Source organism: Xanthocytophaga agilis, from assembly GCF_030068605.1.
Taxonomy (GTDB): domain Bacteria; phylum Bacteroidota; class Bacteroidia; order Cytophagales; family 172606-1; genus Xanthocytophaga; species Xanthocytophaga agilis.
The window spans coordinates 217376-239575 of record NZ_JASJOU010000007.1; the positions used below are offsets into that span (position 1 = coordinate 217376).

Consider the following 22200-nt stretch of genomic DNA (forward strand, 5'->3'; position numbering starts at 1 on the left):
CTGCAGATTTTCGATATTCCTATTGCTTATTTTAACAGATAGCTGCTTATATGCTATCATAACATCCTATTTTTATCAATATATTTTTCAACTATAGTGAAGTATGTATTGCATTATTAAAAAAAGCTTCTACCTTTGCACTCCCATTCGACAACAAGTCAACATGGATAATAAAAAGGAGGCTTAGCTCAGCCGGTTCAGAGCATCTGCCTTACAAGCAGAGGGTCGGGGGTTCGAATCCCTCAGCCTCCACTACAAAAAGGTCTTAGATTGTTATCTAAGATCTTTTTATTTATCCCTTTATCTGAGAATAATCACACTTATAGGTTGCATCATTGGGAGCTACTCTCTTTTTTATTCTGCTACTTTGCATACATGGACAGCATTTTGAAGCTGGTTTTCCAGCGATTGCCCATCTATCAATGCCCAATGTTCTATAATTTTTCCATCGGCTAACCGATATAATCTATATCCTACCGTTTCTACCTCCTTGTAGGTTGCAGGTATATCTCTCCATAATCCAACGTGTTTCATTTTCATACGAACTTTGATCACACTTTTATCATTCTCTGTAACATGATCATCAATAATTGTAGTATGCTCAAAAGAAAAGCTGATAGCTTGTATCCATTTTAGCATTCCTTCTTTTCCTGTAGGCAGGTGGTCAGGTAAAGAGTGATCAATAAAATCAGGATGAAGAAATTCCTGTATGGTATCAAATCTGCGTAGATTCCAGATCTGTTCAATAAAATCATTAATAAGTGTTTTGTTAGACCTTTGCATAGGAGTACGTTTAGTTTACTATCCTATACAAAAGTAAAAGGGTTACAAGAGAAGCACCTGTGATAAAGGTCACATAAATGCTAGGAATTTTTCACCTTGTTCCGGATTCGGCTTAGAGTTTCTCTGGCTATACCCAGATATGATGCGATTTGAGTTAGAGATATTCGTTGGACCACTTGAGGCTGGTATTGTAACAGATGTTCGTAACGTTCCTGCGCATTCAAGAGTTGAAATAAGGCTATTTGTTCTTCCTGACGAGAAGCAAGTATTTCCAGTAACTGACGACCAAAGGATTCTATCTCTGGCGAATGATTATAGGCAGCCAGCAACTTGGCTCTGTCAAATTGGACTGCAATCAACGGCTCGCATGCCTGAATAGCATACTCAGATTTCAAGTTCTTTGTCAGACTTTTGAGATTGGTAGCAAATTCCTGTTCAAAATAAAAGGCAGTATTGATTTCATTCCCTTCTTTATCATAAAAGCCTCTTGCATAACCTTTAGTTATAAAAAAGATAGATTGACAGATTTCACCCAAAGCAATTATATAGTCGCCTTTGGAAAAATGGCAGACAGTTAGTGTATCCTGTAACATCAGCCAGCTGTCTTCTGATAGGTTGCTAATAGTATGGATATAAACCTTCAATTCATGCAATGCATCAGTCCATCTTTTATCAGTTTTTTCATCCGTTCCAACAACTATAGTTTTCATAGAGGAGATGTATATCTGTATCCCTCTTTAATAACTTTAAACGTGTGTCCGTCTTCCTGTATATAAGAACTGTTGTATCCTTCTGCGCCAACCCAGTCAGTGATTAATTCTATTTTTCCTTCATATTCCAGTACAGCCAGGATTTTGTAATACTCCCATCCAAATTGTCCGCCATCATCTACACTCCATGTGCTTGTCTCATCGTATTTGGCCGGAAAATCTTTATAGAGGAGTTTATCTGAACTGACAAAGACCAATGATGCTAGTGCAGAATTACCTTTTAATTCAAATTCGATCAGAAAAATACTTCTTTCATCTGGCAACTTTACCAGACTATGCGCGTCCTTTATCTTTCGCCCCTTAGCTGATTCTATCGTTGTTTTTACATCAACAGGAAGTTGTGCCTTTTTGAAGGGTGTTGTCGGAATCAGTTTGTGAGTTTCAAGAAATGGTTTTGTGAACAGTAGTGTAGTTTCTTCTTCACTTACAGTTCCAGATGTCACTGTGTACAGGTTTCCTCCACTTCGATCAAAGTTTTCAGCCCATTGACGGCCATTGCTTTGCTCTGATTCTTTTTTTGCTTCACGAAAAATAATGTCGACAATCTTTCCTTCTTTTGAAAGAGCCTTAGTAAAACTCTCAGGCATAACCACTGTATCTTCCTGCATTAATATCCTTTTGCCAGTCTGATCACAAAATCCAAATCCAATAGAAGAAACACTTGTTTCAGTAGCATTGGAAGCGGATTCCATTATTGTCTCTGATTGAACAGCTATAGAATCATTATTCTTTTCACTCTGTTTAGAATCAGTGGAGCATCCAATCTGTCCAAATACAAATAGAAAAACAACACAGGTATTTATAAGAAGGGAAGAAATATATCTGATAGACATGTAGTTTGAGAGTTATATACTAACCGCAAGTCTACCAACTTTGCTTTTGTTTTTCAAGATTCTTGTTTTGTATATAAATTTATTGACATACTAAACGTATTCAAAAAAATCGGAAGGCAAGAATGTACTTGCCTAAAAGTTTGTGTGAGGGCAGAAAAAAGGGAGTAACCAATGTCGCTCCCTTTTCTTTGTCGTAATAAGCTTTTATTCTGCATCTTCCTCCTCATCTGTACTCAACAACGATCTTAATTTGTCAAATTTGGGGTCTACGGTGAACTGACCACTTTTATCAATAATTCCCCATTTACTGTTAACCTTCACAATAGCACTACCATTTACAAACTTTTCAGCAGATTGGAATTTAGGTTCAACAATCCAGTTTCCTTCCATGTCCATATATCCCCAAAGTCCAGACTTTTGTACTCGTGCAATTCCCTCTGAAGCTCCCAATATATTATCATACTGTGGCTTAACCACCCACTTACCAGACTTATCGATCATACCCCATTTATTATTTTCACGTGCTCTTCCCAGGCCTCCTGTAAAAGGACTAAGAAAGCCAAAAGTTGGCTGTACTAACCAATTCCCCTGTTTGTCTACTACACCCCATTTTGAATTTCTTACTACAGCCACTCCATCTGAAAATGCTTTTACAACAGAAAATGACAGATTGCCTAGACGCTGCCCTGTCTTGTCAATCACTATCCAACCTTCTTTTGACAGGACAAAAGCAACACCATCTCTGAAAGGAATGATGTGATCATATTTTGGTTCAATGGCCCATTGTCCTTTTGTATCCAGATAACCCCACATACTATTTGACCTGGCCATAGCCAAACCACTCGTAAAATCACGTAACCCACCATATGCAGGCTGTATCACCCAATTACCTGTTCTATCTATAAATCCCCACTCTCCACTTTCAGACTTTGCCATAGCTAATCCTTCAGCAGAAAACTTTCGGATAGCATTGAATACAGGTTTGCCAATAGGGCTTCCCGTTGTATCAATTAATCCATGTTTGCCTGGTGTATCACTAAATTCAACGACAGCTACAGTACCATCAAAGTTGCGAGCTGACGAAAAACGATACGAAGTGATTAACTTTCCTTTTTTATCAATGTAGCTCCAAAGCCCCTTACTTTTAACAGCCGCGAATCCGTAAGAAAATGGATCAGCATCATCAAAGGTGGGTTCGATTACCCACTTTCCATTAGCATCAATATATCCATATAATTTATTCTCTTTAGCAACAAATAGCTTTTGAGCAAATGATTGGGTAAACGCTGTAAGGATAAGCGCAACAAAAAACAATTTTTTCATAGGGAAGATTACATTTTTACGACGGTAGAGACCACATTGAGTGGTAACATGTACATTGGAATGAAACTTACAGATTTTTATTACAAAATCTGCTGCAAGATAGCTGGAAACGCAAAGACTGGTTATTATAATACAAATATTTTTCTTTATATACAAAATCAATCATATAAGTAACTCTGTATCTATTCTCTATATAAAAAAGTTAGGCATAATAGCTGTCTGGTATAAACAAAATATAATTAGATTATAATTCCTATTTTTTTAGGATTCCCAACTTCGTATCTAGTATCTAACACCAACTTGTCTTACACATAAATATTCAGCTTTTCTTTTGACTGTCAGACAGAGTGCAAGTTTGTACTTGATCGTTGCCTGTTTATAGTTTAGTTTACAGGAAGCCTTATTTTGCATGATAGACCATTCATCTCAAAGGTATACGTATTCAAGTCCCGCATATGAAGCCAGCAGAATCATACAACGAAACATCCTTACCCAGCCATCATAGATGGTTATGGGCATTTGTCCCTACAAAAGTTAGTTCGTTACACCGTTACTCATCATACTAAATATTGTCATTTTTGTGCCAATGGCACTGGCGGGTGTAGCCATCTTTGAGCCAGACGCTGATAGTCTTATACAATGGGGCCCAATTTTAAACTCAAAACATTGGATCCTGAGTGGTAGTGGCTGATTACTTGTGTATCTATTCATATTGGTATCTTTCATCTATTTATGAATATGTATGCACTCATGTCTATTGGAGTCTTCTAGAACCTTTTCTGGGGAAACTTCGCTTTATAATAGTCTATCTACTTTGTGGCCTCATAGCCAGTATAACAAGCTTGTGGTGGCATGGGCAAACAGCAAGTGCAGGGGCATCTGGGGCAATAGTTGGGGTGTATGATGTATTTCTGGCTATGCTTACGAAAAAGAAACAAGAAAATCCCTACTAGGCAGTATTTCTGTCCTTGTGATTTATAGTCTTTCAGGAAGTTTTCATGATGAAGTTAACAATGTTGCACATATAGGAGGTCTAGCTGGAGGAACTATACTCGGCTATGCACTTTCTCCAAGTCTTCTCAAACCTACGCGAAAACAACTAAATCATATTAGTCTGGCAGGTATAAGTATATTGATCCTTAACCTGTCTTTTGTTGTCTATATCTATATTCCCGATCCTATTGGAGAATAGGATACATATATGCAAGCCTTTTATGAACGTCAGGATGTAGCACTTAAAATCTACAAAATGCCAGAGGAAACACCAAGAGAACAACTGCTTGTATCAGTCAGAGACACAGGACTTGTATATTGGAAGCAGAACCTAAAACTGGTGAAATATGTAGACAAACTAAATCTGTCAGAAAATGTACATGCCAAAAATCAAAAACTAATTGAGTATTCCAATTTCCATATTAAAAGCTATGAGCTGATGTACAAAGCCCTTCTGGAAAATACAAATATGTATGAAAATTAACTTGATGCTTATTATAAAAAACCTGTAACAGTGCTGGAAGATATCAATGGTAAATCCTCAAAGTAATTAGTACTTCATCTGATTATCTACTCCTTTACAATTCTAAAACTTCCTTTAATAAAATTTATAAAATAATTTTGTACTAAATAGTACATTAACTACTTTCGTTCATTCATTTATCATGACAATGGCAGGCAGACCTAAAGTATTTGATACAGAAGCTGTAATAAACAAAGCAATAGAAGTATTTTGGACCAAAGGATATGAGGCATCCTCAACCGAAGATTTGCTTATGGCTATGGGAATAGGCAAAGGCAGCTTTTATCTGGCTTTTGAAGGAGGAAAACGAGAATTATTTGAGAAAGCATTGGAGCAGTTCAGCAAACAATCTCTTCAACGATTCAGAAACGATCTCGCTACCAGTAAAGATCCGATTGAACTACTCAGAGATTTTTTTAGAAGCATTGCTATGCACTCTGAAGAAATACATCAGAAGGGATGTTTTTTAGGAAACAGTATTGCAGAACTATCCACAATAGACAAACCTTTACAGCAGAAACCCATAACCTTGCTCAAAGAATTGGAAAAAGTATTTGAGGAAACGATCTGGGAAGCTCAGCAATCTGGTAACTTGCAGACAAAGGAAGAAGCCACAAAATTGGCTAAATACCTCATTAATGTATGGAACGGTTTGAATATCAGCCGACGTATGTATTCAGACCCAACAATACTCAAATCTCTGATCGAGATGCATTTGAAAGTGTTGGTATAAGTATTTATACAAATCTTTTTTATCCATTTTTAATACATAGACCTATGAGAATTGCCATCATTGGAGCTTCCGGATTTGTTGGCTCACATTTGCTGACAGAAGCCCTGCAACGGGATCATTATGTAACAGCAATTGTGCGGCATCCTGAAAAAATTACAACCCACCATCCGCATTTGATTGTCAAAACATGTGATATTATGGACACTGATGCTTTAGTGCCTTTGTTAGCTGATAACGATGCAGTACTTAGTGCCTATAATCCAGGCTGGACCAATCCTAATATCTACGATGATTTTCTGAAAGGTTCCAAATCCATCCAAGAAGCTACCAAAAAAGCAGGAGTTAAACGCCTTCTTACAATAGGTGGTGCAGGTAGTCTATACGTAGCGCCTGATACCCAACTGATTGATACTCCTCAGTTTCCAGCTGAGTGGAAGCCAGGTGCGCTGGCAGCAAGAGATTACTTGAACATCCTTAAAGAAGAAAAGGATATTGAGTGGACATTTTTAAGTCCAGCAATAGAAATGCACGCTGGTACGTCTGGCAAACGTACAGGTCGATACCGTACTGGAAAAGATGAGCCTGTATTTGATGCCAATGGAGCATGCCGTATTTCGGCAGAGGACTTAGCAGTAGCATTGATTGATGAACTGGAAAATAAACAGTTTCCCAAACAACGTTTTACAGTAGCTTATTAAAGCTATTCTAAGCTACTTTCTTTATTCCTGCTTTTGAGTTTTTTTAATTTTTCTCAATAAATTTTATCAGATTTAATTTTGTACCAAAAAGTACAGAATAAATTATTTCTATTCTATGAAAAAATATAATTATACTACCATCTATTTTAAAACCACTAAGGTTGATAACCTGAATATTTTTTATCGTGAAGCAGGTGTAGGAAATCCACAGACAATACTCATGTTGCATGGATTTCCATCTTCATCCCATATGTATCGCAATCTGATAAAGGAACTGGCAAGTCGTTATCATGTTGTTGCACCTGACTATCCTGGTTTTGGAATGAGTAGTTGTCCTTCTCCATCTGAGTTTAGCTATAATTTTGATCATCTGGCAGAGGTAATGGAAAAATTCACTGTAAGACTTAACTTGTCAGCATTCAATCTCTATATGCATGATTATGGCGGACCAGTTGGTTTTCGCATTGCGGTCAAACATCCTGAATGGATTCAATCTCTTATTATTCAGAACGCAAATGTGTACGAAGATGGACTGGGTCCAGACGTACAGTTTATAGGCCAGTTGGAGCAATCGGGTGATACAGAAGGCTTAAAAAAGGCAGTCGAGTTTATGCTTTCACAGGAAGGTATTAAACAACAATATACATATGGTGCTCTCAATCCAGAGATAATCAGCCCTGATGCTTACCTGATGGATCATTTCTTTATGGAAAGACATGGCATAAAAGCTATACAATCTATTTTGTTCCAGAATTATTCTACCAATTTCCCACAGTATCCCTTATGGCAAAACTATCTCAGAACCTATCAGCCTCATGCCTTGGTACTTTGGGGAAAGAATGACAAGATTTTTATAGCGCCAGGAGCAGAGGCATATCGGAAAGACTTAAAAGAAGTAGAAATACATCTTTTAGATGGTGGACACTTTGTACAGGAAGAACAATTTGAATTAATGGCTATACAAATCGATGAGTTTTTAACTCGCAAATATGCTAAACAAGCATACTAGAAAAATGTATTACTGTCAGGCAAGTTAATTATGAAAATTTTAATTTGTCTGACAATTTCTTTTTTATCCATCAATAGCTTCCTTGTTGTTCGCACAACAAACAATCCTTAGTAATCCATATCATTATATGTTTGTATTTTCTTTAAAAAAGTTGCTTCTTGAGTCATGTTTATGGGTTAAGATCACAAACTATGACACCTATACTACCATCTGTAACTCCCCAATATCTGTTTTACGAACATACCCGGAGAATTGAGACGCTCTCTTCCTGTGGTTTAGCAGAGGAGATCAGCACTTTGATATTACCATATGGTAAGGCAGAGTTGAAATACTGGCAGTGGGATGATATAGCCATTCATTACACCAAACACTATTTTGATGATTATTTCTTTTTTGAAAAGAAAAACAATGACAACAAAGTATGTATGGAATTTAATATGAAAGGAAGCTATCTCATCCGGCATGCGGGTCAGGTGTATAATGTAAAAGCTGCCCAGCATAATATAATTTATACACCTCAGGTTCATAACACATTTCAGAATGGAGATTTGATTGGAGAAACCTTTAAAATACATTTTTCTCCAGAACGATTTCTGAGTATTGCAGAAGATGGAAACGATATACTCAAACGCTTTGCAGGTCGAATGATGGAAGGAAACCCTGTTGTATTATCTCCTAATTCTCAATCTATCTCTCCCGAATTAAAAAAAGCTATTCATGATATTCTGCACTGTCATTATACAGGTGGACTCAAAAAACTGTTTATGCTTTCCAAAAGCATCGAGATTCTGGTTCTGCAGGCCGAATCCTATGATAAAGCAGATCAGCAGTTCCGACAAACAATTTATTGTAAACACACCCAAGAGCAGGATAAGGTCCACCATGCGCGTAACTATCTGGAACAGCACATGGATACACCTCCCAGCCTTTCAGAGCTTGCTCGGATTGTAGGACTCAATGAATATAAACTCAAACGAGGATTCAAGGAAATATATCAGACAACTGTTTTTGGTTATCTTGCGGATCATCGGTTGATTCAGGCCAGACAACTGTTGTTAGACACTACTAAAACAGCCAGTGAAATAGCCTATGAACTAGGCTATTCTTCTCCTCAGCATTTTAATAATGCCTTCCGCAAAAAATTCGGCATCACCCCACAAAAGCTACGAAATAAATAACTGCTTCAGGACTATATTGAATAGAACATTCTCTAGTCCCTCAAGATAATAGCACCCTATCCAAGGAAGACCTTATCCTAACACAGAATACATTCCCGCATATATTAGTTTTTATCCGTTTGATGCAATCTCAAGATCATACTCTGAGGTATTTTTGCTTTATAATTAAACAATAAAGACCATGACACAAGTCACAACAGTTCAGAAATCCGTTCTGATCAATACATCTGCTGCCAAAGTATGGCATGCCATTACAGATCCCGACATGATCAAACAACTTTTCTTCGGTACAACAGTTGAATCTGAATGGAAAGTCGGAGGACCCATTGTTTATCATGGCGAATGGGAGGGAAATTCATATATTGATAAAGGTACTATCCTACAACTAGAACCAGAGAAAAGATTTCAGCATACTTATTGGAGTTCTGTTGCAGGAACAACAGATGCTCCAGAAAATTACGCTACGATCACCTATGAAATTACACAAGAAGGTAATCAAAGTCGGCTTGCTATAACCCAGGATAATGTAATCTCTGAAAAAACAGGAGATGGCTGGCAGCAACTATTGGAAAATATGAAAAAGATACTAGAGACAAATTCGTAATGTTAGTATATTCGTTTTCATCAGATGATCTGTTCAATAAAATACACCATCAGAAATTACCCATGAAAACGTTTTATGCAGAAGACCGGACTCAATGGAGAACATGGCTGGAAACCAATTACCAGTTAGAGAAAGAGATCTATTTGGTTTTTTACAAGAAAGGTACAGGTAAGCCTACTCTGTCTTATGATGAGTCCGTAGAAGAAGCACTTTGTTTTGGCTGGATCGATGGTGTACGTAAAACGTTGGATGAACAAAGTTATACTCTTCGGTTTACACCGCGACGTTTGGGTAGTATCTGGTCATTGGTCAATCGTAACCGATGTGAAAAGTTGATTGCAGATGGTAAAATGACAGAAGCTGGAATAAAGTTTATTGAAGATGCAAAAAAAACAGGGCAATGGGACGCTGCTTATAGCTTAAAAGCAGAAACTGCTCTCCCATCAGATCTTCAGGAAGCATTACAGGCTTATCCCAAGGCATGGGAGTTCTTCCAAAAGCTAAGCAACTCCAACAAATTTACTTACGTCCGCCATATGGATCTCAAAAGTCCTGAATTGCGAAAGGCTCGTATCCAGAAAATAGTAGAGCTATGTGAAGCTAATATTAAACCTTATGTGGATGGTAAACCATCTGTCAGAAATCAGTAAAACCCAGGTCTTATTTTCCTTATCTCAGACTTATTGCTAACAGAATCTGAGATAAGGAAACTCTAAAAAGCTATCTTTGCATAGCAATGGCTTCCACTTTTTCAATCCACCGATTACGTTGCTGCGGTGTAAGCTTCCTCATTTGATCGATAGTGACTACTTTAGTTTTATTTATCCCACAGAAAGCCAGTACACCTTGCTTCATTACCCAATGTCCGGCATTTTTCATCCACCATCGATAATACCATTTAGGACTATCCATAGTGACCAGTAAGGTAGCAGTTTTGTGTTTTAGCAATTTCTCAGGTAGGGGCTTATCTGATTCATACTTAAAAGCAAAGCCAGGCACAAATACTCTATCAATAAAACCTTTCAGCAAAGCAGGCATTGTCCACCACCAGGTTGGGTATACAAATACAATGTGATCACTCCATGTAATTAGTTCCTGCGCCCGAAGCAAATCCGGTTCCAGTAGATTTCCAGAATATCCTTCTTTTAGGCTTACATCAAAATGTAGTTCATACAGATGCAATAGATGGGCTTCACTATTTCTTTTTTGTGCTCCACTATAATAGGCAGCAGCTAATTGTGAACAATAGCTATTTTTATTGGGATGGCCATTGATAATGAGTGTCTTCATATATTGTTTATTCTTGATATGAAGCAAAAGTAAAGGTAGGCCCAAAGGTATCTTTTGACAAAAGTCAAAAACTAGCTTGTGTCAGTCGTTTTCGAATGCGACTTAGCGTTTCCTGTGTAATACCCAGGTAAGAAGCAATGTATCCCAATTGTGCTTTCTGTAAAATAATAGGATGTCCATTCTGAATCAGTAAATCATAGCGCTTACCCGCAGGAAGCATCTGAAGAATATAGTTTCGTTCTTCCATACAGGCATAGGCATCTTCTATAACTTTTCTGTAGATAGATTCCCATTTAGGCATTTGCTTAAACAGGTCTTGTACCTTTTTGTACTCTATTACCAGCAATTGACAATCTGTTAAAGCTCTAATATATTCAAAGGAAGCTCGTTGGTTTCTAAAACTTGGAAATGAAACTACAAATGAATCATCATAACCAAAGTGGGTAGTAATTTCACTACCACTCTCATCCAAGCTATATGTTCTGAGTAAACCTGTACCCACAAAACTCAAAGAATGACACACTTGCCCTTCTTTCAACAGAAAATCAGATTTTGCTATGGCCTTATAAGAGAATTTTGCTTTTATTAATTCCCATTCTTCTTCTGTTAACGACTCATGTCGTACTAACTCTTTTCTTAGCTGTTTATATAAATCGTCCATTGGATTGAAATATTTACGATAAAGGAACGCAAAAAGGCATTATGAATAAACATAATGCCTTTTTGCGTTCCCTATTGTGATCTAACTTCAGGGTCTCTTTAATAATTCTTCCAGGGAATATACTTCGCCATTCTTAATTACAGTCTCAACATTCCAAGCATCCCTGATTTGTGTGAGGGGATCACCTGTCACAATGACCAGATCGGCAAGCTTACCAGGCTCTACCGATCCCAGGTCCTTACTAACGCCAACAGCTTCTGCCGCCCATAAAGTTGCAGACCGAAGTGCTTCAAATGGGGTAACACCTCCATCTACCCAGCATTGTAGTTCGGTATGTAAGCTGGTACCATAGGGAACAAAAGGGCTATCTGTTCCGGTTGTCACATGGGCACCAGCCGCAATCAAGCGTTTTACAGTACTCTGAAGACTGGCAAAATTTGTCAGGAAACCGGGATACAACTTAGCAATCTGTCCTGTACTGGCTTTCATACTGGCAGTGAATTCAGGAGAATAAAAGGTTGTATACTGGCGATTCTCATATAATGCAGGATATTTGGCCGCCATAGCATGAAAACCACCTTGCAAAGCAGCTGTAGGAGTAATATTCATTTCTGACTTTGCCAATAGTTCAATTACATCCTGATAGGTACGATTTACAGCTGAGATCTTAGGGGAGTATCCCCTGCGGCTAGTTCCGCCGATATGCTCCACTGCATCAACAGCATAGCCCATTGCCGGATAAATTTCATGGGACGAAACCGGAATCCCATGTGCATGTGCAAAGGTTGTGATCCGTTGCTGCATCAAATCAGGCATACGTACATAGGTTTTAATCAGATCATATTCTAAACGAATAGATCTCTTTAATTCCAGTTCCAGATGAGCTTCCGAATGAATACTGGTGGCTAAGCCATAGTAGATCCGGCTACCATCCGTAAGTCCTCCTGTAAAAAATTGCCGGGGGCCTTTTCGTGCGCCACTCGCCCACGATTCTTTTCGCTCCAATGCGTCATAAGGATCTGCTCCAGGCTCTCGTATAGATGTAATACCATAGGATAACCAAAGTCTGCCTTGCTTCTCTCCTGTCATTGCATATTGATGAGTATGCATCTCAAACAACCCAGGAATTACCGTTTTGTCAGACGCATCAATTATCTTCCCTATTCGTCCTGTCTGATGGGGAACTATTTCTTTAATTCGATTGCCTTCAATTACAATGTCTACATTTTTCTGATAAGTAGCTGAAAGCCCATTAAATAACTGCCCGGCATGAACTATAATACTTTCTGAGGCCTGTTTGTACTGCCAGGTAAGATGCATAGGAATAACCTCTATTTTACCATCTGCAACAGATACCTGTTTCAGTGTATCAGTCGCCAGAAAAACAATACGCTGAGAGTCTCCTGTCCAGCTAGGTACTTCTGCCAATTCATTAGTCAGGCGCTTAGGAGGTCCGACCAGATTTCCGGATAGATCTACAGGTACCATCCATAACAGTCCATCCAGTGTATAAGCCATTTTACTCCCATCAGGAGACCATACAGGACCATTCTTTCCCCGCATTGCCAATGTATTGTCAGGTACAGGCGAAACATACCGATCAGGCTTTCCATCCAGAGATACCAGCAAAATTTCACTAATACCTTCACGATACCGGGATGAATATACCTGTAGTGATGAAATAGCAATCGTCTTATTATCAGCAGACCAGCTTGGCTGACTGGGAACGAACAATGACTCATGCACTTTCTCAATCTTTCCAGAAGATAAATTAATCACACTCAATGTCCCTCTCCCCCATGCATTGCGTGGATCACCTTGATAAAAGGCAATTTTAGTACCATCTGGCGACCAAGCAGGAAAGTTGAGATCATCTGGTAAATCAACCAGGCAACTATCTTTTTCAGTTTTCAGATTACGCATCCAAAGATCCATACCTCCATTCCGGTCAGAGATATATACCAGTCGTGAACCATCCGGCGACCAGGCAGGATCAACATCCAGGTAAGGATCATGGGTAATTGCCATAGGTTCAGCCTTTCCATTTTCTAATATCCAGATATCACTTAATGCAGCAAAGGCAATCCTTCGCCCATCAGGTGATACAACAGGGCCTTTGATACCTTTAACGACCATAGGACCATGATTATCAAAACTATATCTTTTACGAGCATAGTTTCGTTTTGGTATAGTGACAATTGCTTTAAAAGGAATACTCTTAAAGCCTTTTTTCCCTACTTTCCTTCGTTTGATTTGCCCATCTGCAGTATACAAAAACTCATCAACAGATAACCACTCAGCTCGAAAAGGAAAAACATCCTCCTGTGGATCACTCAAGATAAGTTTATTACCATCAGATACACGAATCTGTTCCAGAAAGCTACCTTGCGCAGAAAAGGCATTATAGGATATATGTGTACCTGTACTATTCCAGGCAGGTGCACATAACTTTCCATCTACCTTAGAAACCAATTTCTCTTTTCCATTATCCTCTCTCACATAAACACCAGGACCTGTACTACGTTCAGAGACAAATACTATACGTGTACCTTCAGCATTATAGGCTGGACAGTAATCATTTGCGATATCTGTTGTAAGTTGTATTATCTTACCTGATTGCATATCCAGTTGCCAGATATCATAATTGTCGGCTCTGTCAGAAGAAAAGACGAGACTCTTTCCGTCTGGCGCCCAATGAGGTTCACGATCATCATACACACCAAATGTTTGTTGCTTCAATCCACTCCCATCTTTCTTTACTGTCCAGATGTGGTAAGTTCCATCCCGAAATGACTGAAAAGCAATCTGACTCCCATCCGGAGACCAAGCTGGCTGGCGATTATCGCCGAAAGCATCTGTAACCGGATGTGCTTCGCCTCCTGTTACAGAGAGTACCCAGATGGTTCCCTGGACATCCAATGCCAGCCATTTTCGATCTGGAGATATACTTATCGCCATATTAGTTCCCTCAGTAAGGGTAACTTTTAGCGAATCAGCAAATGAGGTGGGATTATTTGCAAAAGATGGGTCTGGTGTGTAACACAGTAGAAGTGATCCAAGGATTACACAAACCCATAGTGGTAGTTTAAATGAAAATGTCATAGGATGTATGGTAGGAAGTATCGAATAGTAAAATTAAACCTTCCGCACTAACATCAAAATATTTTACGGCATAACGACAAAAGATCAGTATTATATTTCACAAAAGACATATACCCCACACATATAATCAAACAAAAAACTATAAAATCATAATTCGATTTCTCTAACACTATATAAAAAAGCCGGACTCAGTAACTGAATCCGACTTTTAGCGCCAATCCAAAATATATATCTGTTAGTTTGCAGTCACAGAAAAACTGTTTGTAGTATAATTAAGTCCTCCAGTGGATGAGGTGATCTCATACCCAAACTGCACATTGCCAACAGTAATATCACCTATCCATCCTTTACTCTTAATCCAGTTCAGTATAGCTTTAATGTCTACCGTTGCATTATTTGTTTTAGTAGTAGCCAAAAAAGAGAAAACTTCGTTCGAGCCATTATTTCCCCGGAATACATTCCAGGTACGTCCTCCTACATTCACATTAGTAAATACAGGAACGGCATCGCCTGCTGCACTCCAATTATAGGAGATAGGTTTTACATTACCACTACCGCTGGATGTTCCTGTATAGTTCATCCATAACATAATCTCATACGCATTAGCACTATCCCAAATATCATAGGCAGACTCCCAGGCACCACCACTTGGTGTAGTAGCACTGAATGTACTGGAACAGGCAGACAACGCACTCAATTTTTTGCCAACATATTTGGTAGCGTTAGGATACGATTTAATACCTCCTGTGTTGGGATGGTTTGCCCATACACCCCAGTTGCTATACGAATTAGCCCAGATTGTTTGTGCACCAGCCCCACTTCCCCAGATATTGTTGTATAACGTGTATCCACCATTGGTCCATGTAGCCCATTGAGCAGAAGATGACCAGTTGGCTTTTACTTCGGATCTTACAGAAATACTCGCGTCTTTCTGACACGCGCTTAGTACACCAGCCAAAACAAATGCTAATAAAATTCTTTTCATAAAATAGATTGATAGTAGTGAAAGAGGATTATTATTACTGAAGTTGTTTTGTATGGTGAGAAACTACTAGTAATACCTAGTATCTTATTGCACAAATTTTTTGTTTTTTTGTACTATTTACATCAGTAGAATACCCCAAAAAGAAAATTCAGGGAAAACCCTGATACAGTTTGTTCTGACTAATTATCCTATGTATATGTCTATTGGCAAAATAGTGTTCTCTTTTTCTTTGACTATTTTATTCTCTTTTCAGGGCATTAGTCAGATTAAACCATTCCGAACATTATATGACAGTACTAGTCAATTAACCATCTATCTATATCAGAAAACAGACACTGTCTTTCAAAAGAAGACTAAGCAGAAAATAGTACAGTCAGATACGTTATGTACCTATTCTTCGCCGGAAACTTCCCAACAACGTTTACTGGGAGTCCATATGAGATACGCATATGGAGCTAAAACACTTCATGGTATCTGTAACCTGCCATTACTGATTCAAACTTCATTATTTAAAAAGGACATTGACACTCTGGAAAAGAAAGACAATTTCTTTCAGACTCAAAAACCCTATAACATTTCAACAGTAACAGATGTACAACTCTGGCAATATTTTCTTAAACCAATCAGCGACTGTGAAGGTGGTTTATTCAGAGGTTTGAATACATACGACCCTGTAGGCTTCTCTTTTGGCTTTTTACAGTTTGCAGCTAATGGTCGTGGTAAAGACAGTGCATTTGCAGAATATTTCAGGCAAGTACTTATTTCACCTAAAGGGCATGCCCTTTTTCCCAATCTGACTATCACAGACAAGTACAGACAGTTCAGAGATACTGTTTCCAGGAGAATGTACCGAACATCAGATTTTATGCCCCGACCGAATGAAGCTCGCCCTCATCCACTTCGCCAGCTTCTCAATCCAGACTCTACTCGAATTGATGATAAGGAACTGATCAATGCAGCGAAATTTCTTTATCTGGTGGATTCTGATACATCCTTCAGAACAATACAGGTGCGATTAGCTATAAAGTGGGCTAAACAAATCTTAAACAGCTATTGGAGCAAGAGTCAGGAAGCAGGCTTTTCAGCATTAGATATAAGTGGGAAATCCTTCAAAGTATGTATAGTCTTAGTAGATCTGATTCATCATGGAAGAGCACGATTCGAAGATATACAGAAGGTATTATCTCAACCCCAAGAGGATGAACAAACAGTAATCAATAAATTACTGGCATTGGATACTAATGGATCTGGAAAGCGAGCGAAGGAATTGAAACTAGCATTACAGAAATTAAATATGCCTGCTATTACAGGTCTGGTATGTATCCGAAAAGAAGGTGACTGGGTATTTGAAAAGAAAAGGTAGAAAGCCTAGCGACTGCCAAATTCCTGCACCCAATAAGTCTCGGATCTACCCGCACCCATTTCAGTATACAATGTATCCATCATGGTTTTACAGTGACTTTCGCTTGCTTTCCAGTCATCTATTACCCTCTGCATAGAAGAATATCCCCGGGCGATATTTTCACCAATATATAATCCGGAATAACCAACCTGCTGAGCCCGTTGAATAGGAGAAGTACCTTCAGGAGAGATATGATCGAAATACTCTCTTTTACTCATGTCGGTAGCATGATTATCTGCAGCAATCGATAGTGTATCGTTCCATGTTAACTCTTGTGCAGGAGGTATCCAGTCAGACCCGCATTGACATCCGGCAGTACGTATTGTGTTTACCAGAGTCAGCATACTACGCATATCCTCTACATCCTTCTCTTCTTTCTGGCATCCTACCATAAAAAATGAAGTCAGAACAAAACCCGAAATCAGATAGCTATAGATACACATCTTATTTGCCACGAACATGTCTATACAAAAACTCCCCGAAAACAGATTTCCGGGGAGTTAAATTCTTAGCGACTAAAATCATCCTGTACTCTCACGATATCAGCCTCATCCGATGGATGATCGGCATTTGTATGTTGCCAGATTTCTGCAACAACACCCCATGTATCCAACCCAATCAACCGGTGGCGTTCTCCCTGCTTAAGAGTTATCAGTTCACCATTCTGGTATGTTTTAGGTTCGGTTTGCTCATCTGTATCACTTTGAGCAACTGCAATAGGGCCATCCACTACACGCCATACTTCAGCACGGCGGAAATGGTATTGCCAGGATAAACGCTTTTGAGGTCCTACTACCAAAATCTTAGGACTTAACCGTGCTCCTTGCAAAAGGCTGTTCGCAGGCAGAGATGGAAAATATGTTTCAATAAATTTTTGAGTCTGGGATTCATCTATTACAAAAAAGCCACCCCAGGGACGGGTAAAATCAGAAGAGGCAACAGTGAAGCCCTTTTCTGAGAGTTGCTGGGCTATTTTTGAAAAGATTTCAGTTGTCATGGCGTCAGAATAATTATATGATAAATAACGGTATACAAAGTTCAACGTCGCAAAAGTATAAAAATAGCAACGCTTTCTATTTTACGTAGTCCATTTTTTTAAGCGGTATTATTAAAAATTCAATGGATCAAAGTGCTTAAAATGACCATTCATTCGAATCCGTTCTTTCGTAGCCTCCATATTTTCCATTACAGGAATAGTTTTTTCCAGATGCTTCAACAAATAGCGTTGACGGTCCTTTTCTGAAGTTATTTTTAATAACTCATATTCGCTTTCCACAGAGAGTCCTACCTTATGTGCGATCTGATATGAAAAATAGTCATAATCGGTAATACGTAATTTCAATTCGGACTGCAGTAACTTATACAATATTTTGACCTTAGTCATGAGTTCAGCTACCAGTTCAGATTGAGGATCTCCCCAAATCGTCAAAATTTCTACATCACCGGCAGCATATAATTTACCTTTGGTAGGGTTCTCAAAACGTTGAATTTTAAATACTTCCAGCCCTTCTGTTTCAATGTCCATCTTCCCATCATCATAGCGCTGACGCAGATTGGTCACACGCATTTCAGTGCCATATTGTTGAATCTGATTATTTATAAAGGCTGGTATACCAAATGTAGTACCATTCTCCAGACACTCAGTAATCAGTTGTTGATATCGTGGTTCAAAAATATGCAGGTTTATCCTTTCATGAGGATAAGCTACCAGGGTAAGCGGAAACAATGGAAGGAATTTTGTTTTCATCATATTCTAGTTCGGAGGCAACAGGCATCAAAAATATTATCTCCTCATCAAAGTCGATCTTAGCCTGTTTACAAAGAGTCTCACGATATCTGATTTTAGTTGTTTACTGGCTGGCTTTTTCTACCCGGATTCCAACACTCATAACTTCCGGAAGTGGGTCTTTCCGCATATACTGCTTAATTTTAAATGTATATGCCCCCTTCTGTGGAAACTTAAATTTAGTAAGCGAGATAACCCGATTATCAAATATGTCCCCCAAACCTTCACCAAGAGGCTTACCTGTCTGTGTGTCCATCAATAGTAACTCCTGTAGTTTAGATGACAACTGCTTTCCGCTAGCATCTGTTAGATAGTAGGTTACAAACAAATTATAATAAGGATATGAGACAGAATTACGAATATTATAATAAATATTATAAGGAATAGATGGATCCTCGATAGTAAAAGTAAAGGTCTGTACACTATCAATAAACCATTGATTTTCAGGAATGTCATGATATTGCTCATATACCCGTTCCGTGTCACAGGCCCAGCAAAGTCCGAATAAAACGATTCCGAGAATATGTATCAGTCTTTTTCTTATAGTAATCAGAGAGTGAGATAATATCATGTGTATACTTGGTGCTAGAGTCGTTTAAGAGATAAGAATCCAGCAAATCAATACTACACAACCTGTGATATATTGATCTGCTGGATTTATTTTCATTAAATTCTTCTCAGAAAGATCAGTTTTCAAAACAGAAAAGCTCAACGGCGCTTCTTCTTAAATTTCTTTTTGTCTTTCTCTTTATCATTCAACCGTTTATCCAGTTTGGCAAGATCACTATTGATAGGAGCTGCTTCTATTATTGCCAGTTCATTTTCGAATAATGATTCAGGTGTAATACCATTCCGGTTCATAATCAGAATCTCATTGACACGCTCTACACCCAACGGATGCCAAGTCGTCTCTTCATGATATCCAAACCAGAGAATCTTCTTAAAAATGTCTGTCTTTTGTAAATAAGCATGACCTTTTTTAGTTCGCAGAGGTTCTTCTATTGTAGGAATTCCTTGCAAAGCTTCCATATAAGTCTCTAGTTCATAGTTAAGACAACACTTTAATCTTCCACATTGTCCGGAAAGCTTCGTCGGATTAAGCGAAAGATTTTGATAACGGGCAGCAACTGTAGATACAGCTTTGAAATCATTTAACCAGGTAGAGCAACATAATTCCCGACCACAGGAGCCAATCCCTCCCAGTCTGCCAGCTTCCTGACGCAAACTAATCTGGCGCATTTCTACCCGTACTTTAAACTCTGCAGCCAAAATCTTAATCAGTTCTCTGAAATCAACCCGATCATCTGCTGAGTAGAAAAATGTAGCCTTGGTATTATCGGACTGATATTCTACATCTGAAAGTTTCATTTGCAGATTCAATTCACGAATAATCTCACGAGTACGAAACATTGTAGGCAATTCCCGAGCTTTTGTCTGTTCATGCTTTTCAATGTCTTTTTCTGTTGCAATCCGATAGATCTGTCTGATTTCTTCATTATCCTGCACACCTTTCTTTTTCATTTGCAGACGAACCAAATCCCCCTGCAATGAAACTATCCCCAGGTGATGTCCTCCTGGTACCTCTACAATTACCTGGTCTCCTGTAAATAGTTCCAGATAATTTGAGTTACGAAAAAACTCTTTCCGTCCTCCTTTAAAGCGTATCTCTACAATATTAAAACGCTGTTCCAAAGGAATATCCATATTCCCCAGCCAGTCAAAAACATTCATCTTATTGCAACCACCTGTCTCGCAGCCGGTTGCTCCAGTTCCATTAGAAGCTGTGCTACACCCTGTACATGCCATATTATTTTATATAAAATCGGCTTTCGCCTACGTGAAAAAATTCTGAAGGCTTTACTCAAAAATCAGGTCCCACCCAAATACCGAAAAGATTAACGTATTTAGAAGAGAAATACTCTTCATCCTTTCTGTTGTTTCCTGATTCTGAATTTACACTTCAAAATCAAATTTACTTACTTATCTTCAATAAATCCAATCCTATATCTTTGCGATAATATTTTCCCTCCCATTGTATCCGTTCTGCAGCCTGATTAGACTTAGCTAGTGCCTGACGGATATCTGCTCCATAAGCTGTCAATGCCATTACACGTCCTCCATCTGTTACAACACGATTGTCAGGAGTTAGTTTTGTACCTGCATGAAATACCAGCACGTTTTCCACTTTTCCTGTATCTGAAATCACTTTTCCTTTTTCATAATCACCAGGGTATCCTCCGGAAACAAGCATTACTGTAGTTGCAATACGAGGTACAAACTGAATTCGTTTTTCAGATAGCGTACCGTTAGCAGTCGCTACTAATAATTCAACTAAATCTGACTGAATACGAGGAATTACTACTTCTGTTTCAGGATCACCCATACGTGCATTATACTCAATTACATAAGGCTCTCCATCAACATTTATCAATCCAAAGAATATAAAACCAACATAAGAAATGTTTTCTTTATACAAACCTTCTATTGTTGGCCATATAATTCGTTCATCAATTTTCTGCATAAACTCCCTATCTACAAATGGTACAGGAGAAACAGCACCCATCCCACCCGTATTTAGTCCAGTATCTCCTTCTCCTATCCGTTTGTAATCTTTGGCTTCAGGCAATATTTTATAATCTTTACCATCCGTAAGCACAAAAACAGAAAGCTCTATTCCAGTCAGGTATTGTTCAATTACTACACGGCTACTGGCATCTCCAAACTTCTGATGAGCCAACATATCTGTAAGCGTCTCATGTGCTTCCTTATAGCTTTGCGCAATAATTACACCTTTTCCTGCTGCTAATCCATCCGCTTTTAGTACAATAGGCAATTCCTGCTTATCAATATATTCGAGTCCTTCTTCTAATTGCTCAGGAGTAAATGTCTGGTAACGGGCTGTAGGAATATTGTGTCGCTGCATAAATTGCTTTGAAAAATCCTTGCTACCTTCCAGTTGAGCCCCTTCCCTACCTGGTCCTACAATCAACACATGTTTTAGATCTTCTCTTTCCTCAAATGTATTCCGAATACCTCGCACCAATGGTTCTTCCGGACCAACTACCACAAGTTCAATGGACTCCTTCAACACAAAATCCGTAATGGCAGTAAAGTCATTCACCCCAATAGCAACATTAGTTGCTATCTCATGAGTTCCTGCATTTCCTGGTGCAACAAATAACTGTGAACACAAAGGACTTTGCTTGATCTTCCACGCTAAAGCATGCTCTCTACCACCAGAACCAAGAATAAGTATTTTCATAAAAATGAATAAGAGACGTTATATATAAAACAGAGTTGGCAGACTCTACTCAATGCAGTTATCCTAAACAAACAGGTAGAATCAGACTATTAAAAAAGCCACAAAAGGCGTTATCTGCGCAAAATTAAGATTTCACCTTTATAAAAAAAGCCCTTAACAAAGAATTGGCAGGGCATAAAATTGAATAAACTTCAGATAGAGCGTCTAAATACACTCTGTAGTAATAGCTTAATGTGTCTTTACTTCTACAAGTATACACTAACTC

At 38.5% G+C, this 22200-nt stretch carries 25 protein-coding genes and 1 tRNA gene; 12 read left to right on the top strand and 14 right to left on the bottom strand.

The genetic code is table 11. The features are described 5' to 3' along the window. The first annotated feature begins 177 nt into the window (after positions 1-177). Positions 178-252, top strand: a tRNA-Val gene (locus QNI22_RS20630). Positions 253-354: 102 nt separating this feature from the next. On the opposite strand, the gene QNI22_RS20635 is transcribed toward QNI22_RS20630, so the two are convergent. From QNI22_RS20635 to QNI22_RS20650, 4 genes are all read right to left on the bottom strand, one after another. After that, positions 355-783: an ester cyclase gene (locus QNI22_RS20635; RefSeq protein WP_314513589.1), complete on the bottom strand. Its 429-nt coding sequence runs from the start codon at positions 781-783 to the stop codon at positions 355-357. Positions 784-863: 80 nt separating this feature from the next. Beyond that, positions 864-1493, bottom strand: a complete 630-nt coding sequence (locus tag QNI22_RS20640; protein ID WP_314513591.1) for a Crp/Fnr family transcriptional regulator — start codon at positions 1491-1493, stop codon at positions 864-866. Next, positions 1490-2386: a hypothetical protein gene (locus QNI22_RS20645; protein WP_314513593.1), complete on the bottom strand. Its 897-nt coding sequence runs from the start codon at positions 2384-2386 to the stop codon at positions 1490-1492. The genes QNI22_RS20640 and QNI22_RS20645 overlap by 4 nt, the downstream gene beginning before the upstream one ends. Positions 2387-2590: 204 nt before the next feature. Beyond that, the gene (locus tag QNI22_RS20650; protein ID WP_314513595.1) at positions 2591-3709 is read right to left on the bottom strand and encodes a WG repeat-containing protein; all 1119 of its coding nucleotides are present in this window, start codon (positions 3707-3709) and stop codon (positions 2591-2593) included. A gap of 690 nt (positions 3710-4399) precedes the next feature. Between QNI22_RS20650 and QNI22_RS40510 the strand changes: the two genes are divergently transcribed. The 10 genes from QNI22_RS40510 (at position 4400) to QNI22_RS20690 (ending at position 10097) form a co-directional block, all read left to right on the top strand. After that, on the top strand, positions 4400-4480 hold the full coding sequence (locus tag QNI22_RS40510) for a hypothetical protein (protein WP_474004533.1): 81 nt from the start codon (positions 4400-4402) through the stop codon (positions 4478-4480). A gap of 8 nt (positions 4481-4488) precedes the next feature. Next, the gene (locus QNI22_RS40325; protein WP_474004534.1) at positions 4489-4662 is read left to right on the top strand and encodes a rhomboid family intramembrane serine protease; all 174 of its coding nucleotides are present in this window, start codon (positions 4489-4491) and stop codon (positions 4660-4662) included. 17 nt (positions 4663-4679) lie between these two features. After that, positions 4680-4901, top strand: coding sequence for a hypothetical protein (locus tag QNI22_RS20655; protein ID WP_314513596.1), 222 nt, complete (start codon positions 4680-4682; stop codon positions 4899-4901). 9 nt (positions 4902-4910) lie between these two features. Beyond that, entirely contained in the window at positions 4911-5186 is a 276-nt protein-coding gene (locus QNI22_RS20660; RefSeq protein ID WP_314513597.1) for a hypothetical protein, read from the top strand. Between the two features lie 187 nt (positions 5187-5373). Then, entirely contained in the window at positions 5374-5958 is a 585-nt protein-coding gene (locus tag QNI22_RS20665; protein WP_314513600.1) for a TetR/AcrR family transcriptional regulator, read from the top strand. 44 nt (positions 5959-6002) lie between these two features. Continuing rightward, on the top strand, positions 6003-6656 hold the full coding sequence (locus QNI22_RS20670) for an NAD(P)-dependent oxidoreductase (protein ID WP_314513602.1): 654 nt from the start codon (positions 6003-6005) through the stop codon (positions 6654-6656). Positions 6657-6771: 115 nt separating this feature from the next. Next, positions 6772-7665 (top strand): alpha/beta fold hydrolase, encoded by an 894-nt coding sequence (locus QNI22_RS20675; protein WP_314513604.1) that lies wholly within the window; start codon positions 6772-6774, stop codon positions 7663-7665. 191 nt (positions 7666-7856) lie between these two features. Next, positions 7857-8843, top strand: a complete 987-nt coding sequence (locus QNI22_RS20680) for a helix-turn-helix transcriptional regulator (protein WP_314513606.1) — start codon at positions 7857-7859, stop codon at positions 8841-8843. 181 nt (positions 8844-9024) lie between these two features. After that, positions 9025-9447 carry an SRPBCC domain-containing protein gene (locus QNI22_RS20685; protein ID WP_314513609.1) on the top strand — a complete coding sequence of 141 codons (423 nt, stop codon included), beginning with the start codon at positions 9025-9027 and terminating at the stop codon, positions 9445-9447. Positions 9448-9509: 62 nt separating this feature from the next. Beyond that, positions 9510-10097: a YdeI/OmpD-associated family protein gene (locus QNI22_RS20690; protein ID WP_314513611.1), complete on the top strand. Its 588-nt coding sequence runs from the start codon at positions 9510-9512 to the stop codon at positions 10095-10097. A gap of 70 nt (positions 10098-10167) precedes the next feature. Here the strand turns inward: QNI22_RS20690 and QNI22_RS20695 are convergent, their stop codons facing one another. The 4 genes from QNI22_RS20695 to QNI22_RS20710 all read right to left on the bottom strand — a co-directional run bounded on the left by QNI22_RS20695 (position 10168) and on the right by QNI22_RS20710 (position 15485). Continuing rightward, positions 10168-10737, bottom strand: a complete 570-nt coding sequence (locus QNI22_RS20695) for an NAD(P)H-dependent oxidoreductase (protein ID WP_314513613.1) — start codon at positions 10735-10737, stop codon at positions 10168-10170. Between the two features lie 64 nt (positions 10738-10801). Further along, a complete protein-coding gene (locus QNI22_RS20700; RefSeq protein WP_314513614.1) occupies positions 10802-11398 on the bottom strand; it encodes a Crp/Fnr family transcriptional regulator in 597 nt (198 codons plus the stop codon). An 87-nt stretch (positions 11399-11485) separates the two neighbouring features. Continuing rightward, complete coding sequence (locus QNI22_RS20705) at positions 11486-14500, bottom strand: amidohydrolase family protein (RefSeq protein ID WP_314513616.1); 3015 nt, start codon at positions 14498-14500, stop codon at positions 11486-11488. Positions 14501-14735: 235 nt separating this feature from the next. Continuing rightward, positions 14736-15485: a GH12 family glycosyl hydrolase domain-containing protein gene (locus QNI22_RS20710; protein ID WP_314513617.1), complete on the bottom strand. Its 750-nt coding sequence runs from the start codon at positions 15483-15485 to the stop codon at positions 14736-14738. A gap of 190 nt (positions 15486-15675) precedes the next feature. On the opposite strand from QNI22_RS20710, the gene QNI22_RS20715 reads away from it, so the two are divergent. After that, positions 15676-16848: a hypothetical protein gene (locus tag QNI22_RS20715; protein ID WP_314513619.1), complete on the top strand. Its 1173-nt coding sequence runs from the start codon at positions 15676-15678 to the stop codon at positions 16846-16848. A gap of 5 nt (positions 16849-16853) precedes the next feature. Here QNI22_RS20715 and QNI22_RS20720 read toward each other — a convergent pair whose 3' ends face one another. The 6 genes from QNI22_RS20720 to purD form a co-directional block, all read right to left on the bottom strand. Beyond that, complete coding sequence (locus QNI22_RS20720) at positions 16854-17348, bottom strand: CAP domain-containing protein (protein ID WP_314513620.1); 495 nt, start codon at positions 17346-17348, stop codon at positions 16854-16856. Positions 17349-17395: 47 nt separating this feature from the next. Further along, complete coding sequence (locus QNI22_RS20725; protein WP_313997624.1) at positions 17396-17884, bottom strand: cupin domain-containing protein; 489 nt, start codon at positions 17882-17884, stop codon at positions 17396-17398. A gap of 111 nt (positions 17885-17995) precedes the next feature. Continuing rightward, positions 17996-18637: an LON peptidase substrate-binding domain-containing protein gene (locus tag QNI22_RS20730; protein WP_314513622.1), complete on the bottom strand. Its 642-nt coding sequence runs from the start codon at positions 18635-18637 to the stop codon at positions 17996-17998. Positions 18638-18737: 100 nt separating this feature from the next. After that, entirely contained in the window at positions 18738-19244 is a 507-nt protein-coding gene (locus tag QNI22_RS20735) for a gliding motility lipoprotein GldH (protein WP_314513624.1), read from the bottom strand. A 137-nt stretch (positions 19245-19381) separates the two neighbouring features. Continuing rightward, entirely contained in the window at positions 19382-20479 is a 1098-nt protein-coding gene (locus QNI22_RS20740; protein ID WP_314513625.1) for a PSP1 domain-containing protein, read from the bottom strand. Positions 20480-20645: 166 nt separating this feature from the next. Then, the gene (gene purD / locus QNI22_RS20745; RefSeq protein WP_313983079.1) at positions 20646-21935 is read right to left on the bottom strand and encodes a phosphoribosylamine--glycine ligase; all 1290 of its coding nucleotides are present in this window, start codon (positions 21933-21935) and stop codon (positions 20646-20648) included. Positions 21936-22200 lie beyond the last annotated feature (265 nt).